The following is a 14,505-nucleotide window of genomic DNA, read 5'->3' as shown; positions in this document are numbered from 1 at the left end:
TCAACTCGAAAGAAGCACATGTCGCTCGCGCACCTCACCATCGACCCGCACTTCAGGGTCGGCGAAGTCAACCGGAGGCTTTTCGGCTCCTTCGTCGAGCACCTGGGACGCTGCGTCTACGACGGCATCTACGAGCCGGGGCACCCGACCGCGGATGCCGAGGGCTTTCGCGAAGATGTCATCGAGCTGGTCAGGGAGCTCGGCGTCTCGACCATCCGCTACCCGGGCGGCAACTTCGTCTCGGGCTTCCGCTGGGAAGACAGCGTAGGTCCTCGCGCCGAGCGCCCGCGCAGGCTCGACCTCGCGTGGCACTCGACCGAGACCAACGAGGTGGGCTTGCACGAGTTCTCCTCCTGGCTCGACAAGGTGGGCAGCGAACTGATGCTCGCCGTGAATCTCGGAACCCGGGGCACGCTCGAGGCACTCGACCTGCTCGAATACTCCAACATCCGCTCGGGCACGGCGCTGTCCGACCAGCGCGTCGCCAACGGCAAGACGGATGCCTTCGGGGTGAAGATGTGGTGTCTCGGCAACGAGATGGACGGCCCGTGGCAGCTCGGCCACCGCTCGGCGGATGACTACGGCAAGATCGCGTCGCAAGCGGCGAAGGCGATGCGGCAGCTCGACCCCTCCCTCGAACTCGTCGTCTGTGGCTCGTCCGGCGCGCACATGCCGACCTTCGGCGAGTGGGAGCGCGTCGTGCTCAGCCACACTTACGACGATGTCGACTACATCTCCTGTCACGCCTATTACGAGGAGAAGGACGGCGACCTCGGCAGCTTTCTCGCCTCCGCCGTCGATATGGATCGCTTCATCGAGTCCGTGGTGGTGACCGCTGACCACGTGAAGGCCGTGCGCGGCAGCGACAAGACCATCAACATCTCGTTCGACGAGTGGAACGTCTGGTATATCGACCGCTACCACGACGTCGACAAGATCGATGGTCTCGACAACTGGCCGGTTGCGCCGCGCCTCCTGGAGGACGCTTATTCGGTTGCCGACGCGGTGGTGGTGGGCAGCCTGCTCATCTCGCTGCTGAAGCATGCCGATCGGGTGACCTCGGCATCCCTCGCGCAGCTCGTCAACGTGATCGCCCCGATCATGACGGAGCCGGGCGGTGACAGCTGGCGACAGACCACCTTCTTCCCGTTCGCACTCACCTCGCAGCTCGCCAGGGGGGTTGCCCTCGAGGTGAAGCTCGACTCGGAAAGCTACTCGACCGAGGCCTATGGTGAGGTCGCTCTCGTGGATGCGGTGGCCACGCTCGATGAGGAGACCGGCCGCACCGCCGTCTTCCTCGTCAATCGCGACCAGTCGCAGGAGACCACGGTGACGATCGACATCCAGGCTCTCGCGGGCGTTCGCGTGCTCGACGCGCAGACCCTGAGTGACGAGGACGTCTACGCCAAGAACACGCTTGATGCGCAGGAACGCGTCGGGCTCACGGCGAACGACAGCGCGGTGATCGAGGGCGGAACGCTCACGGTCACCCTGCCGCCCGTGTCGTGGACGGCACTCTCGCTCGGCTGATGCGTCACGCGATGGCGGCACGGATTGCCGGGATCGTCGCCTCGGTGGCCATCCTCGCTGGCCTTTCCGGATGCTCCCAGCCAGGCGGCCCCCTGGCGCTGAGTGGAGACCTTGGAACGCACGACCCGGCGATCGTTGCCGGGGATTCCGGGCATCCGTGGTTCGTGTTCTCGACCGGCGACCCCGTCGTGGGCGACGGCAACATTCAGGTCAGAACCTCCGAGGACGGCAGGTCCTGGAGTTTCGTCGGAACGGTGTGGAAGACCAAGCCGGCCTGGCTTGAGAAGGCCGTGCCCGGCGTCGGCAACCTCTGGGCACCGGAGCTCTATCAGCACGACGGCCTCTGGTACCTCTACTACGCGGCATCGACCTTCGGCTCCAACCGCTCGGCCATCGCGCTCGCGACGAACACCACGCTCGACAAGCACTCCGCCCACTACAAGTGGGTCGACCGCGGCGAGGTGATCGGCTCCGAGAAGAGCGACGACTTCAACGCCATCGACCCGGCGATCGTCGAGGATGCCGCCGGTACCCCCTGGATGGCGTTCGGGTCCTTCTGGAGCGGCATCCGCATGGTGAAGCTCGACTGGCCGAGCGGGCTGAGGGCCGACCACGACGTGCCACTGCGCCTGGCCGACCGGGGTGCCCCGCCGAACGCGATCGAGGGCGCCACCGTCGTGCCGCACGCCGGCGAGTACTTTCTCATCGTCTCCCGGGACTTCTGCTGCAAGGGCCTCGGAAGCACCTACAACATGGCTGTCGGCCGATCGAAGAAGGCGACCGGGCCCTATGTCGATCGAGCAGGGGTGCCCATGCTGCAGAACGGCGGAACCTCGTTGCTCAAGTCGAAGGGCACGCGCATCGGCCCAGGCGGCGAGTCATACTCCCGCGGCTACCTGGCCTGGCACTACTACGACGCGAACAACGGCGGCGCACCGACCCTGGCGATCGAGAAGCTCAGCTGGGACGCCGAAGGCTGGCCGGTCCTGCGCTGACGCGCCCTCGGCGAACACCTAGGCGCGGTGGCTACCGTGGATGGATGTCCGAAGAACCCCACGACGCCGCCAAGGCCGGTCCCTCCGCGCAGACGACACGACGCGTTTCGCGGTTCTGGCCGATTGTCAGCGGCCTGGCCGCGGTCGCTCTCGTGGTGGGCGGCGGCCTCCTCATCATGGCCCGCGCCGGCGCGACCGAGATCGACACCGAGTGGATGGACGAGATCGTCGAGCACCGCAGCCCATTCTGGCAGGCGCCCGCGCTCGCGATGAACTTTCTCGGCGGCGGATGGTTCGCCACGTTCGTCGTGCCCATCGCGATCATCGCGATCCTTTGTCTGCTGCGGCGCTTCTGGTCGGCGCTGTTCTTCGCCGTGGCGACCGGTGCCAGCGTCGGGCTCGTGCAACTGCTCAAGGACCTGATGGGGCGGGCGAGGCCCATCGACCAGCTGGTGGCATCCGATGCCGGCTCGTTCCCCTCGGGGCACGTGGCAAATGCCGCGACGATGGCCGCCGTGTTCATCCTGATCTTCTGGCGCACCTGGGTCTGGATCGCCGGAGTGGTCTACACGGTGCTCATGATGCTGAGCCGCACCTACCTCGGCGTGCACTGGCTCACCGACACCCTCGGCGGCCTGCTGCTCGGTGCGGCGGTCGCCGTGATCGTGTGGGCTCCGCTGGCGAGCAGACTGCGGAGCGAACGGCCCGCCCCGACCTCCTGAGCTCGGCTGGGCGCTGCGGCGCGGTCTACCGGTAACGTTTCCCCATGAGAATTCTCCTGATCGGGGCCGGTGGCGTCGGCGACGCGATCGCGAAGATCGCCGCGAGGCGCGATTTCTTCGACGTCATGGTCGTGAGCGACTACGACGAATTGCGTGCCGAGCGCACGATCGCCTGGATCGAAGCCAAGCACGGGCCGCAGAACGGGCGCTTCGTCGCGGCGCAGATCGACGCCTCAGATCCGGATAGCGTCGCATCCGTCGCGCTCGAGCACGGTGCCACCCACGTCATGAACGCCGTTGAACCGAAGTTCGTGCCGACGATCTTCGCGGGTGCGCTCGCCGCGGGCGCGAACTACCTCGACATGGCCATGAGCCTGTCGGAGCCGCATCCGACCGACCCGCACGCCCAGACCGGTGTGAAGCTCGGCGACGACCAGTTTGCGCAGGCGCCGGACTGGGAGACGGCCGGCCTGCTCGCGCTCGTCGGCATCGGTGTCGAGCCGGGCCTCAGCGACGTGTTCGCGCGCTTCGCCGCCGACCACCTGTTCAGCGAGATCGACGAGCTTGCTGTGCGTGACGGGGCGAACCTCGTGGTGCGCGACGAGGCCGGCAACGAGATCTTCGCGCCATCCTTCAGTATCTGGACGACGATCGAGGAGTGCCTGAACCCGCCCGTGATCTGGGAGAGGGATCGCGGCTGGTACACGACCGAGCCGTTCAGCGAGCCGGAGGTGTTCGAGTTTCCCGAGGGCATCGGCGCGGTCGAATGCGTGAACGTGGAACACGAGGAGGTGATGCTGATGCCGCGCTGGGTGGACGCGAAGCGCGTCACCTTCAAGTACGGGCTCGGCAACGAGTTCATCGGCATCCTCAAGACGCTGCACCAGCTGGGACTCGACAAGACGGACCCGGTGCGAGTGCGTTCCGCGTCCGGCCCGGTCGACGTCGCGCCACGCGATGTGGTAGCCGCGGGCCTGCCGGATCCGGCCACCATCGGCCCGCGGATGACGGGCAAGACCTGCGCGGGCGTGCTCGTGACGGGCGTCGGCACCGATGGTGAGCGGCGCGAGACCTACCTGTACCACGTGAGCGACAACGAGTGGACGATGGCCGAGTACGAATGCCAGTGCGTGGTGTGGCAGACGGCTCTGAACCCGGTGATCGCGATGGAACTTCTCTCGACGGGGGAGTGGAACGGGCGAGGGGTGCTGGGACCAGAGGCCTTCCCCGCCGACCTGTACCTCGAACTCATGGCCCGGCCACAGAGCGACGGCGGATACGGGCAACCGTGGGGGATGGAAGAGAGGGCGCTGCAGCCATGAGTCCGCGTTCGGTGCGGAGCGACGAGGTGCTGGAGTTGGCCCTCGGCGTTCTCGAACGCAACGGACTCGAGGCGTTCAGCATCGTCGAGGTGGCACGAGCCGCGGGCGTGAAGCCGCCGTCGCTGTACAAGCAGTTCGACGGCAAGGCAGACATCGAGGCGCGACTCATCGAGATCGGGTTTCGGATGCAGGGCGACACCACCGCGCGCGCCATGTCCGCGCTGGGTCCGGCCCCGACGCGAAGGATGATCGTGGAAATGCTGGTGCGCGCGTATCGCGACTTCGGCCATCGGCATCCGCAGTTGTATCGGCTCATGCACGAGCGACCGCTGCCGCCGACGCTGTCTGCCGAGGCATACATGGCCCGGGGCGAGACCTACCGCAGCCTCTTCGACGACCCTTCTGTGGCCACCAGTTTCTGGGCCTGGGCCCACGGCCTGCTCACGCTCGAGCTGGCCGGCCGCTACGAGGCGGCCGTCGACGTGGACAGGATTTGGGAAATCCTGATCGAGAGGCTGTCTGCCGAGCTCGGCTGAGCCTGCCGACACTCCCGCGGGCCAGCGGGCGTAAACCAATTTGCGGTTCTCGGCAACAAAATCCTTGTTTATGCCGTGATGTTACCGGTAATGTTACCGGAAACATTGCTGTAGAACCCGGTGTAGTCGCGGGCTCGATCAGCACGGCACCGGAGTGGCTGCCAGGCCTGCAGAGGCGGCGCTCCTCTTTACAAGGAGGTACAGAATGCGAAAGAGGCAGCTCGCAGCCGCGGCCATACTGGTCACCGGCGCGATGTTACTTGCCGGATGTTCCGGCGGCAGCGGTTCGACGGCCGATTCGGGCAAGGTCAACACGAATCCCGACGGCAAGGGCAAGACGCTCACGCTGTGGGACTACGAAGACCCGACGAGCGCGATGGGAATCGCCTGGAACGAGGCCATCAAGGAGTTCGAGAGCGAAACCGGCGCCAAGGTCAAGTACGAGGCGAAGTCGTTCGAGCAGATCCGCTCGACCGCGAGCCAGGTGCTCAACTCGAACGCCGCCCCAGACATCCTCGAATACAACAAAGGCAACGCCACGGCCGGCCTGCTCTCGAGCCAGGGCCTGCTGAGCAACATGAACGCCGCGGTAAAGGCCTACAACTGGGACAAGAAGCTCGCCCCCTCGCTGCAGACCACCGCTCGCTACGACGCCAAGGGCGTGATGGGCTCGGGCAATTGGTACGGCATCCCGAACTACGGTGAGTACGTCGAGGTCTACTACAACAAGGACATGTTCAAGAAGTACAACATCGAGGTGCCGAAGACCTTCTCCGAGTTCGAGGCCGCGCTCAAGACCTTCAAGGACAACGGCGTCACCCCTCTGGCCGAGTCGGCCGCGGAGTACCCGCTTGGCCAGCTGTTTTACCAGCTCGCGCTGAGCAAGGCCAACCGCTCGTGGGTGGATGACTACCAGCTCTACAAGGGCAAGGTGGACTGGACCGGCCCCGAGGTCACCTTCGCCGCCAACACCATCAAGGACTGGGTGGACAAGGGCTACATCAGCAAGGATGCCGCGGGCCTGAAGGCAGAGGACGCCGGCACAAGCTGGATCAGCGGCAAGTACCCGATCTTCTACTCGGGCAGCTGGTGGTACAACCGCTTCACCACCCAGGCAACGAGCTTCGACTGGGGCACGTTCCTCTTCCCCGGTTCGAAGATGGCTCCGGGTTCCTCGGGCAACATCTGGGTCGTTCCGACCAAGTCGAAGAACAAGGACCTGGCCTACAAGTTCATCGACATCACGATGAGCAAGAAGATCCAGAACCTCATGGGTAACAGCGGCGGCATCCCCGTCGCGGCCGACGCCTCCGCCATCACCGACCCGAAGAGCAAGGAGTTGATCGACAACTTCAACACGCTCACCGGGCAGGACGGCATCGGTTTCTACCCCGACTGGCCCACGCCGACCTTCTACGACCAGCTGAACGCAGGTCTGCAGGAGCTCGTCAACGGCACCAAGTCGACCAAGGCGGTTCTCTCCGAACTGGGCGGCGAGTACCAGTCGGGCGTCGACGACATCACCAGGTAATTCCCGGGCCGGGGCGGCGCGCAAGCCGCCCCGGCATCGGTTCATCATTCGACGATCTGAGGAGCAGCAGTGGCAACCGTGCCGTTCGTGCGACCCGAACGTGTCAGAAAGAGGCACGCGGATGAATCCCTCCTGCCCCACAGCGGACGAGGCCGCGGCAACGGGGGATTCTGGCTGTACTTGATTCCGGGCTTCGTGCTGTTCGCGATCATCATCCTGATCCCGCTGGTGTGGAACATTTACCTCAGCTTCACGTCGTGGCGCGGCATCCTGCCACCCGTCTTCATCGGCCTCGAGAACTGGACGGACCTGTTCCAGGATTCGAAGTTCTGGACGTCCTTCCTCAACAGCATCTGGATGATCGTGGCCATGGTCATCGTGCCGACGCTGCTCGGTCTGCTGTTGGCCGCCATGCTGTTCGACCTGGTGGGCAAGAAGTTCGGCGGGCGCCTGGCAAGCTTCCTGCGCGCGACCTACTACCTGCCGCAGATCCTCCCCGTCGCTGTCGCGGCCATCGTGATCGGCTGGATCCTCAGGCCCGAGAACGGCGCGCTCAACATCGTGCTGAAGGCGTTCGGGCTCGGCGGCCTGCAGCACAACTGGCTCGGCAGCCCTGACACGGCGCTGATCAGCATCATGTTCGTGATGGTCTGGGTGCAGCTCGGCTACCCCGTCGTCATCTTCATGGCGGCGCTGCAGCGTGTCGATCCGGAGCTCTACGAGGCCGCGGAACTGGATGGCGCCGGCTGGTTCCAGAGGTTCCGCGCAATCACGGTCAACATCATCCGCCCCGAGATCTTCGTGGTCGCGCTCACCTGCACGATCGCCGCGCTCAAGGTGTTCGCGCCCATCTACATCCTCACTCGAGGCGGCCCGGGCACCTCGACCATCGTGCCGAGCTACTACTCGTACAGCGAGTTCTTCCAGAACCAGCAGGTGGGCTACGGTGCGACCATCGCGACCGCCCTCACCCTGCTGATCGTCGTGCTCGTGATCATCTTCATCAAGGCGCAAAACGCCGTCGAGCGTTCGGAGCGTGAGGTTCGATGAGTACGACCACCGTCAACAGAACCGCGAGCGCGCCGCGCGAGGTCGCGCCGCACAAGCACCGCACCAAGCGCACGGTTGCCGACTGGATCATTCTCGTCGGGGCGATCGTGATCGGCTTCCTGATCGCGGTGCCGTTCCTGATCATCGTGATCAACTCGTTCAAGTCCCCGGCGGACTATGCCGGTTCCGGACCGCTGACCCTTCCGACGCAGCTGTACTTCCACGGCATCGAGAACTTCTGGACCAGGGTCAACTTTCCCGAGAAGCTGTGGAACAGCTTCCTCATCAGCAGCGTCGTCGCGATCGCGGCCGTGCTGCTCTCGGTGCTGAATGCCTTCGCCATCGGAATCGGGCGCGTGCGCGGCAGGACCTGGGTCATCATCCTGTTCCTGCTCGCGAACATGATCCCCCAGGAGGCGCTGCTCTACCCGCTGTACTACATGTTCAAGCAGGTGGGCCTCTACGACAACGTGTGGTCAGTGATCATCATCTTCACGGTCATCCAGAGCGCGTTCGGTACCTACCTACTGTCGTCGGTGTACGGCACGTTCCCCAAGGAACTGCTCGAGGCAGCGTCGCTCGACGGCGCCGGTCGCTGGCAGATTCTGTGGCGGGTGATCGTGCCCATCTCGCGGCCGACCCTCTCTGTGCTCGTCATCTTCTTCTTCATCTGGACCTGGAACGAGTTCCTCATTCCACTGACCTTCCTGGTGAGCAATGACAACCAGACGGTGCCGGTGGCGATCGCCGTGCTGCAGGGCGACAGGCTCATGGATGTGACGACGACCAGTGCCTCGGCGCTGCTCGGTCTCATCCCCACGCTCATCTTCTTCCTCATCTTCCAGCGCACCCTGACCAGGGGCATCACCGCAGGCGCGGTCAAGTAGTTACGGACACGAACGAATGAAATTCACCGACGGATTCTGGCAGCTGCGACCGGGGGTCACCGCGCTCTATGCGCGCGAGGCCTACGACATCTGGCCCGCGGATCACTCCCTGCAGGTCACGGCTCCCACGAGGGTCATCGAGACCCGGGGTGACACGCTCAACCAGCCGGTGCTCACCGTGACGCTCAGCTCGCCGCTGCCCGGCATCGTCGGGGTGAAGGTCGAGCACTTCACCGGCGGTCGCGACCAGGCGGGCTTCGACCTCGTCGGCGCCGAGGACGGGCACGGTGTCGTCACGATGACGGATGCCGGCGCCACGCTCACGAGCGGCGACCTCACGGCGACGATCTCGGCGGGTGCCCCGTGGCGACTCGAGTTCAGCTCGGGGGACCGCGTGCTCGCCTCGAGCGGCCACAAGTCCCTCGGCTACATACAGCTCGCCGCCGACGCGCAGGTCGACGGCGCGCCGATCGGCAACGCGCGCGCGGGTACGTCGGGCACTCTGCACGACAGCTACCTGCACGAACAGCTCTCGCTCGGGGTGGGGGAACTCATCTACGGTCTCGGCGAGCGGTTCGGGCCGCTCGTCAAGAACGGTCAGTCGGTGGACATTTGGAACGCCGACGGAGGCACCTCGAGCGAGCAGGCCTACAAGAACGTGCCGTTCTACCTGAGCAACCGCGGATACGGCGTGCTCGTCAACAACCCGGGTCACGTCTCGTACGAGGTCGGCTCCGAGGCGGTCGAGCGGGTGCAGTTCTCCGTGGCGGGCGAGTCCCTGGAGTACTTCGTCATCGCGGGAGAGAACCCCAAGCAGATCCTGGAACGGTACACGGCGCTCACCGGTCGCCCGGCATCGGTACCGGCCTGGTCGTATGGGCTGTGGCTTTCGACGAGCTTCACGACCAACTATGACGAGCGGACGGTCACCGGCTTCATCGACGAGATGGCGAGGCGCGAGCTGCCGCTCAGCGTCTTCCACTTCGACTGCTTCTGGATGCGCGAATTCAACTGGACCGATTTCGAGTGGGACTCCCGTACCTTTCCCGACCCCGAGGGGATGCTCGCGCGACTGCACGAGAAGGAGCTGCACGTCTGCGTGTGGATCAACCCCTACATCGCGCAGCGCTCGCCACTGTTCGCCGAGGCGAAGGCCGCGGGCTACCTGCTCAAGCGCACGAACGGCGACGTGTGGCAGTGGGACCTCTGGCAGGCGGGCATGGGACTCGTCGACTTCACCAATCCGGATGCCGTGGCCTGGTACCAGGGCAAGTTGCGCGTGCTGCTCGACCAGGGCGTCGATGCCTTCAAGACCGACTTCGGCGAACGCATCCCGCTCGACGTGGACTACTTCGACGGCTCGAACCCCGAGCGCATGCACAATTACTACACGCAGCTCTACAACAAGGTCGTCTTCGACGTGCTCGAGGAGCAGCGAGGCGCGGGCGACGCGGTGATCTTCGCGCGCTCGGCCACCACGGGTGGGCAGAGCCTGCCGGTGCACTGGGGCGGCGACTCGACCTCGAGCTTCGAGTCGATGGCAGAGACCCTGCGCGGCGGCCTCTCGCTCGCGTTCAGCGGGTTTGGCTTCTGGAGCCACGACATCGGCGGCTTCGAGGGCACCCCGGATGCTGGCGTCTTCAAGCGCTGGACCGCCTTCGGCCTGCTGTCGAGCCACAGCCGTTTCCACGGTTCGGACTCGTACCGCGTGCCGTGGGTCTTCGACCGGCTCGCGGATGGCACGGAAGACACGAGCGAGCAGAGTGCCGTCGCGGTGACCCGAAAGTTCGCGAACCTCAAGCTGTCGCTCATGCCGTACCTGTACGCCGCGGGCCTCGAGGCGACGCGGCTCGGCACTCCCGTGCTTCGGCCGATGCAGCTGGAGTTCCCTGACGACCCGGCCACCGGCTACCTCGATCGCCAGTACATGCTCGGCGCCGAACTGCTCGTCGCCCCCGTCTTCACCGAGGACGGTACCGTCGACTTCTACCTGCCCGCGGGTGGCTGGACCAACTATTTCACCGGCGAGCAGGTGCAGGGCCCCGGATGGCGACGCGAGCAGCACGGCTTCGACAGTCTGCCGCTCTACGTGCGCGAGGGGGCGGTGCTTCCCATCGGTGCCCGCGGCGACAGGCCCGACTACGACTATCTCGACGGCCTCACGATTGAGGTCTATCCCTCATCGACGAGCGAGAGTCGCACTGTTCTGGTGACGACGCCCGAGGGCGTTGGTGCGGAGTTCCTGGTCGACCGCACAGGCGGGGAGGTCCGCGTCAGTTCCGGCACCACGGCGCCGTGGCGTGCCAGGCTCGCGGGCGGAGCGAGCGTCGAGGCGACCGACGGAACGGTGCGGCTCGACACCTGAGAGCGCGCACACGGGACGCGGGCGTGCGCGAAGTATCCTTAGGTATCGCCGCAGAGGCGTGGCGCGACGAAGGTGAGGGGGAAGCCAGGTGACCCTGCCTTCGCGCGCCTCCGAGCATCCGGCCGAGCGTCCGGCGACGATCTACGACGTCGCGCGGCGAGCGGGCGTGTCGCACCAGACCGTCTCGCGGATGCTGCAGGGCTACGAGGGCATCAGGCCCGAGACCAGGGCGCGCGTTCAGACCGCGCTCGACGAGCTCGAATACCGGCCGAACCTGGCCGCACGATCGCTCGCGACCAACAGCTCCCGCCGCATCGGCGCGCTCGTCTACGAGCTGCTCGAGGTTGGCCCGAGCAAGACCATCCAGGGCGCGAGCGATGCCGCCCGGCACGCGGGGTACCTGCTCGACATCGTCACGCTTGACCCGCGCGACGACACCGCGGTCGACCAGGCGCTCAGCGTGCTGCGCACCCAGGACCTCGCGGGCATCGTCGCGTTCGCGCCGATGGACCTGCTAGCCGATCGCATCCAGCACGCCGGCTTCGCGGTGCCCGTGCTGATGGAGACGGATGTCGACCAGAGCGCCGCTGCACTGCACACGAGCGTGAGCGACTCCGGCATGCAGCAGCTCGTCGATCACCTGGTCGGACTCGGCCACCGCGACCTCTACTACCTCTCCGGTCCGCTCGAGTGGTGGGCGTCGAGAAATCGCGTCGCCGCCTTCGAGGCCGCGCTCGAGAAGCACGGGCTGACCTCCGCCGGCACCGTCGAGGGAAACTGGTCGTCCGCATCCGGGTACCGCGCGGGTACCGAACTGCCTCTCGATGGCGGCGTGACCGCCGTCGTGGCAGCGAACGACCAGATGGCGCTCGGCCTCCTGCGGGCGCTCGCCGAGCGCGGAGTCTCGGTGCCGGCGGATCTCAGCGTCACGGGCTTCGACGACACCCCCGAGTCCGCCTATTATCAGCCGCCGCTCTCCACCGTTCGCGTCGACTACGAACGGCAGGGGCGCAGGCTCATGAACCGCCTGCTCGCCACGATCAGCGATGGCCACGCCGTCGACGACGAGCCGGTGGATGCGCCGCTGCTGGTGCTGCGCGAGTCGACCGCGCCGCCCCGAGCTACATGACGGAGACGGTCGGGATGCCCATCAGGGCCATCAGGCCGAGCACGAGGCCGAGCACCACGGCGAGCGTGACGATCACGGCGAGTGCCGTCAGCATCGGCCGATTCTCGAACCAGTAGGCGGTGCCCGGATACTGCGAGAAGAGCGTGTCCGAGGTCATCGGGTGCGGGTCCTCTTCGAGGGGAGCACCGCTCACGGCGGCCACCGCCCGCATCGCCGATTCGGTCCAGAAGATGCCGCGCATCCGCACCAGGCGACGATCATTCTCGTCGCACAGCAGCAGCTGCTGCGTGGTCTCGGTGGAGGAACTGCGGTAGGTGAAGACGAGAACCGCGTGACTCACGCTCGACAGCGGTACGACCGTGGCCGAACCGAACATGGAGCGCTCGTGAATCTCGGTGTTCGTGACCCCGATGAAGGTGCGCAGATAGGCCAGATAACCGGCCGAGACGAGCAGGATGGTTGCCAGGTGCACCGCGAGTGCGATCGGCCAGGTGCCGCGCGGCGCCCCGAGAAAGTAGAGGGCACCGAACAGCGGCAGCGAGAGCAGCACGTATGAGAGCGCGCCGTTGCGCACGAGGGAATGCCGCGGGCTGACACGCACGAGGTATTTCGGCGCCTCCGCAGTGCGCACCATTCTTCCCCCAAACCTGCTGGCACCCATGTCGCTCTGCGCCGTCGCGTTCCCCACCGATTCCTCTGTGCACTCTACCTCCCGCGGGCGTTGCATCGACGATGAATTTCAGTCGGCTTGTCGGAGGCGAGCATGCCGCTCCCGACGCCGTTCCTGCCGCCAGGCTCAGTGAGTGTGCGGATGCGGTGCGCCGCCTCCGGACGACACCCGGATCGGCAGGTCGTCGAGGTTCGGCAGCGCGTGGGCCAATTCATGCTCGGCCTGGTGCACGATCGCCTCAGCCTCGATGAGGTTCGACGTGGCGGCGATCTGGATCGTCGCCGCTCCCCGCAGTCGGTGACCGACCCAGCGCAATTGCACCGCCGGAACGGAGAGCACGCCCGGTGTGTGCGAGAGGGCCCGCTCGGCTTTCTCGACGAGCTCGGGTTCGATTCGGTCCATGAGCCGGTAGCCGATGCTGCGCACGGTTCCGAACAGCAGAATCAGGATCGAGACCGAGATCAGCAGGCCGATGATCGGGTCGGCGAGCGGGACGCCCAGGATGACGCCGACGGCGCCGATGACCACGGAGAGTGAGGTGAAGCCGTCGATTCGGGCGTGCACGCCGTCGGCCACGAGGGCCGCCGATCCGATCTGCTGCCCGACCCGGATGCGGTAGATGGCGACGGCTTCGTTACCGAGGAATCCAATGACGCCGGCAACGACCACCCACTCCAGGTTATGGAGAGGCTCTGGATGGATGAAGCGTGTCACCGCTTCGTAGCCGGCGACGACGGCGGAGAGCGCGACGACGGCGACGATGAAGAGACCGGCGAGGTCCTCGGCGCGGCCGTATCCATAGGTGTAGTGCCGACTTGCCGCCCGTCGCGCCAGCACAAAGGCGACCCACAGCGGCACGGCGGTGAGGGCATCCGAGAAGTTGTGGATGGTGTCGGCGAGCAGGGCCACGGAGCCGCTGATGATGAAGATGATCAGTTGGAGCACGGTTGTGCCGAGCAGCACGAAGAGGCTGATCTTCAGGGCGCGTACTCCGGCAGCGCTCGCCTCGAGCGCGTCGTCGATCGCGTCGGCGGCATCGTGACTGTGCGGAACGAACAGGCCGTAGAAGAATCCGCGAATCCCGCTCGGATGGCTATGACCGTTCGGCCCGTGAGAATGGTCGTGGTCGTGGTCGTGGTCGTGGTCGTGGGGGCGCTGATGCTCGTGGCTGTGGCCGCTCACGCGTTGGTCTCCTCGCGCGTGTGGTGGTGGCGCGGCACGCCGCCGAGCGAGTGCTCGGCCTGGAAGATCGCATCGGAGACGAGCTGAGCGGCGTGCTCGTTCTCCAGGCGGTAGTACACGCGCGTGCCCTCCTGGCGGGTGGTCACGAAGCGGCCGAGGCGAAGCTTCGCCAGGTGCTGCGACACCGCCGCCGGGCTTTTGTCCACGGCCGTGGCGAGGTCGTTGACCGACTGCTCCCCCTCGCGGAGCGCCAGGATGAGCCGCACCCGCGTGGCGTCGGCGAGCATGGAGAACACTTCGACCGCGAGTTCGACGAATTGGCTGTCGGGATCACGGCCGCATATTTTCTTATCTGCATGCATACGCAGATTATGGCATGCCGGATGCGCGGCGAGAACGCTCCGAAGAGCGGGTGCTGAGCGGCTCCGAATCGCTGACGACCGGGCCAGGCGCAGCCGCTGCTCGACGCAAGAGGCTCAAAATCGGCGGAGAATGGGGGATTCGAACCCCCGAGGGCTTGCACCCAACACGCTTTCCAAGCGTGCGCCATAGGCCACTAGGCGAATTCTCCTGGCTGATCGTGCCA

13 protein-coding genes and 1 tRNA gene are annotated in these 14,505 nt (G+C 66.0%); 10 read left to right on the top strand and 4 right to left on the bottom strand.

Going from position 1 to position 14,505, the window contains the following annotated elements; genetic code table 11:
* Positions 1 to 18: 18 nt before the first annotated feature.
* From arfA to ABUA37_RS12920, 10 genes are all read left to right on the top strand, one after another.
* A complete protein-coding gene (arfA, locus tag ABUA37_RS12965; protein WP_349899624.1) occupies positions 19 to 1,530 on the top strand; it encodes an arabinosylfuranosidase ArfA in 1,512 nt (503 codons plus the stop codon).
* Between the two features lie 11 nt (positions 1,531 to 1,541).
* Positions 1,542 to 2,525, top strand: a complete 984-nt coding sequence (locus ABUA37_RS12960) for an arabinan endo-1,5-alpha-L-arabinosidase (RefSeq protein ID WP_349899623.1) — start codon at positions 1,542 to 1,544, stop codon at positions 2,523 to 2,525.
* A gap of 44 nt (positions 2,526 to 2,569) precedes the next feature.
* Positions 2,570 to 3,247, top strand: a complete 678-nt coding sequence (locus tag ABUA37_RS12955; protein ID WP_349899622.1) for a phosphatase PAP2 family protein — start codon at positions 2,570 to 2,572, stop codon at positions 3,245 to 3,247.
* 44 nt (positions 3,248 to 3,291) lie between these two features.
* A complete protein-coding gene (locus ABUA37_RS12950; protein ID WP_349899621.1) occupies positions 3,292 to 4,569 on the top strand; it encodes a saccharopine dehydrogenase family protein in 1,278 nt (425 codons plus the stop codon).
* The gene (locus tag ABUA37_RS12945; protein ID WP_349899620.1) at positions 4,566 to 5,105 is read left to right on the top strand and encodes a TetR/AcrR family transcriptional regulator; all 540 of its coding nucleotides are present in this window, start codon (positions 4,566 to 4,568) and stop codon (positions 5,103 to 5,105) included. Before ABUA37_RS12950 ends, ABUA37_RS12945 begins: the two co-directional genes overlap by 4 nt.
* A 205-nt stretch (positions 5,106 to 5,310) precedes the next feature.
* Positions 5,311 to 6,636, top strand: coding sequence for an ABC transporter substrate-binding protein (locus ABUA37_RS12940; RefSeq protein ID WP_349899619.1), 1,326 nt, complete (start codon positions 5,311 to 5,313; stop codon positions 6,634 to 6,636).
* A gap of 174 nt (positions 6,637 to 6,810) precedes the next feature.
* Positions 6,811 to 7,686: a carbohydrate ABC transporter permease gene (locus ABUA37_RS12935; protein WP_407075389.1), complete on the top strand. Its 876-nt coding sequence runs from the start codon at positions 6,811 to 6,813 to the stop codon at positions 7,684 to 7,686.
* The gene (locus ABUA37_RS12930) at positions 7,683 to 8,573 is read left to right on the top strand and encodes a carbohydrate ABC transporter permease (RefSeq protein ID WP_349899616.1); all 891 of its coding nucleotides are present in this window, start codon (positions 7,683 to 7,685) and stop codon (positions 8,571 to 8,573) included. The genes ABUA37_RS12935 and ABUA37_RS12930 overlap by 4 nt, the downstream gene beginning before the upstream one ends.
* 16 nt (positions 8,574 to 8,589) lie before the next feature.
* Entirely contained in the window at positions 8,590 to 10,938 is a 2,349-nt protein-coding gene (yicI, locus tag ABUA37_RS12925) for an alpha-xylosidase (protein WP_349899615.1), read from the top strand.
* A gap of 88 nt (positions 10,939 to 11,026) precedes the next feature.
* Complete coding sequence (locus ABUA37_RS12920; protein ID WP_349899614.1) at positions 11,027 to 12,067, top strand: LacI family DNA-binding transcriptional regulator; 1,041 nt, start codon at positions 11,027 to 11,029, stop codon at positions 12,065 to 12,067.
* Here the strand turns inward: ABUA37_RS12920 and ABUA37_RS12915 are convergent.
* The 4 genes from ABUA37_RS12915 to ABUA37_RS12900 form a co-directional block, all read right to left on the bottom strand.
* Positions 12,060 to 12,701 (bottom strand): hypothetical protein, encoded by a 642-nt coding sequence (locus ABUA37_RS12915; protein WP_349899613.1) that lies wholly within the window; start codon positions 12,699 to 12,701, stop codon positions 12,060 to 12,062. The genes ABUA37_RS12920 and ABUA37_RS12915 overlap by 8 nt on opposite strands.
* 162 nt (positions 12,702 to 12,863) lie before the next feature.
* On the bottom strand, positions 12,864 to 13,919 hold the full coding sequence (locus ABUA37_RS12910) for a cation diffusion facilitator family transporter (protein ID WP_349899612.1): 1,056 nt from the start codon (positions 13,917 to 13,919) through the stop codon (positions 12,864 to 12,866).
* Positions 13,916 to 14,281 carry an ArsR/SmtB family transcription factor gene (locus ABUA37_RS12905; protein WP_349899611.1) on the bottom strand — a complete coding sequence of 122 codons (366 nt, stop codon included), beginning with the start codon at positions 14,279 to 14,281 and terminating at the stop codon, positions 13,916 to 13,918. The genes ABUA37_RS12910 and ABUA37_RS12905 overlap by 4 nt, the downstream gene beginning before the upstream one ends.
* A gap of 124 nt (positions 14,282 to 14,405) precedes the next feature.
* A tRNA-Ser gene (locus tag ABUA37_RS12900) sits at positions 14,406 to 14,490 on the bottom strand.
* Between the last annotated feature and the right edge of the window lie 15 nt (positions 14,491 to 14,505).

Origin of the sequence: Parafrigoribacterium soli (genome assembly GCF_040227235.1) — a bacterium.
Lineage (GTDB): Bacteria > Actinomycetota > Actinomycetes > Actinomycetales > Microbacteriaceae > Parafrigoribacterium_A > Parafrigoribacterium_A soli.
The sequence above is the reverse complement of the archived record's forward strand: the minus strand, read 5'-3'. Positions and strand labels throughout refer to the sequence as shown.

Excerpts from the sequence above, each read along its gene's own strand:
- ABUA37_RS12950 (WP_349899621.1), top strand. The coding sequence starts at position 3,292 with ATGAGAATTCTCCTGATCGGGGCCGGTGGCGTCGGCGACGCGATCGCG.
- arfA (WP_349899624.1), top strand. The coding sequence starts at position 19 with ATGTCGCTCGCGCACCTCACCATCGACCCGCACTTCAGGGTCGGCGAA.
- ABUA37_RS12955 (WP_349899622.1), top strand. The coding sequence starts at position 2,570 with ATGTCCGAAGAACCCCACGACGCCGCCAAGGCCGGTCCCTCCGCGCAG.
- ABUA37_RS12960 (WP_349899623.1), top strand. The coding sequence starts at position 1,542 with ATGGCGGCACGGATTGCCGGGATCGTCGCCTCGGTGGCCATCCTCGCT.
- ABUA37_RS12945 (WP_349899620.1), top strand. The coding sequence starts at position 4,566 with ATGAGTCCGCGTTCGGTGCGGAGCGACGAGGTGCTGGAGTTGGCCCTC.
- ABUA37_RS12930 (WP_349899616.1), top strand. The coding sequence starts at position 7,683 with ATGAGTACGACCACCGTCAACAGAACCGCGAGCGCGCCGCGCGAGGTC.
- ABUA37_RS12915 (WP_349899613.1), bottom strand. The coding sequence starts at position 12,701 with ATGGTGCGCACTGCGGAGGCGCCGAAATACCTCGTGCGTGTCAGCCCG.
- ABUA37_RS12905 (WP_349899611.1), bottom strand. The coding sequence starts at position 14,281 with ATGCATGCAGATAAGAAAATATGCGGCCGTGATCCCGACAGCCAATTC.
- ABUA37_RS12940 (WP_349899619.1), top strand. The coding sequence starts at position 5,311 with ATGCGAAAGAGGCAGCTCGCAGCCGCGGCCATACTGGTCACCGGCGCG.
- yicI (WP_349899615.1), top strand. The coding sequence starts at position 8,590 with ATGAAATTCACCGACGGATTCTGGCAGCTGCGACCGGGGGTCACCGCG.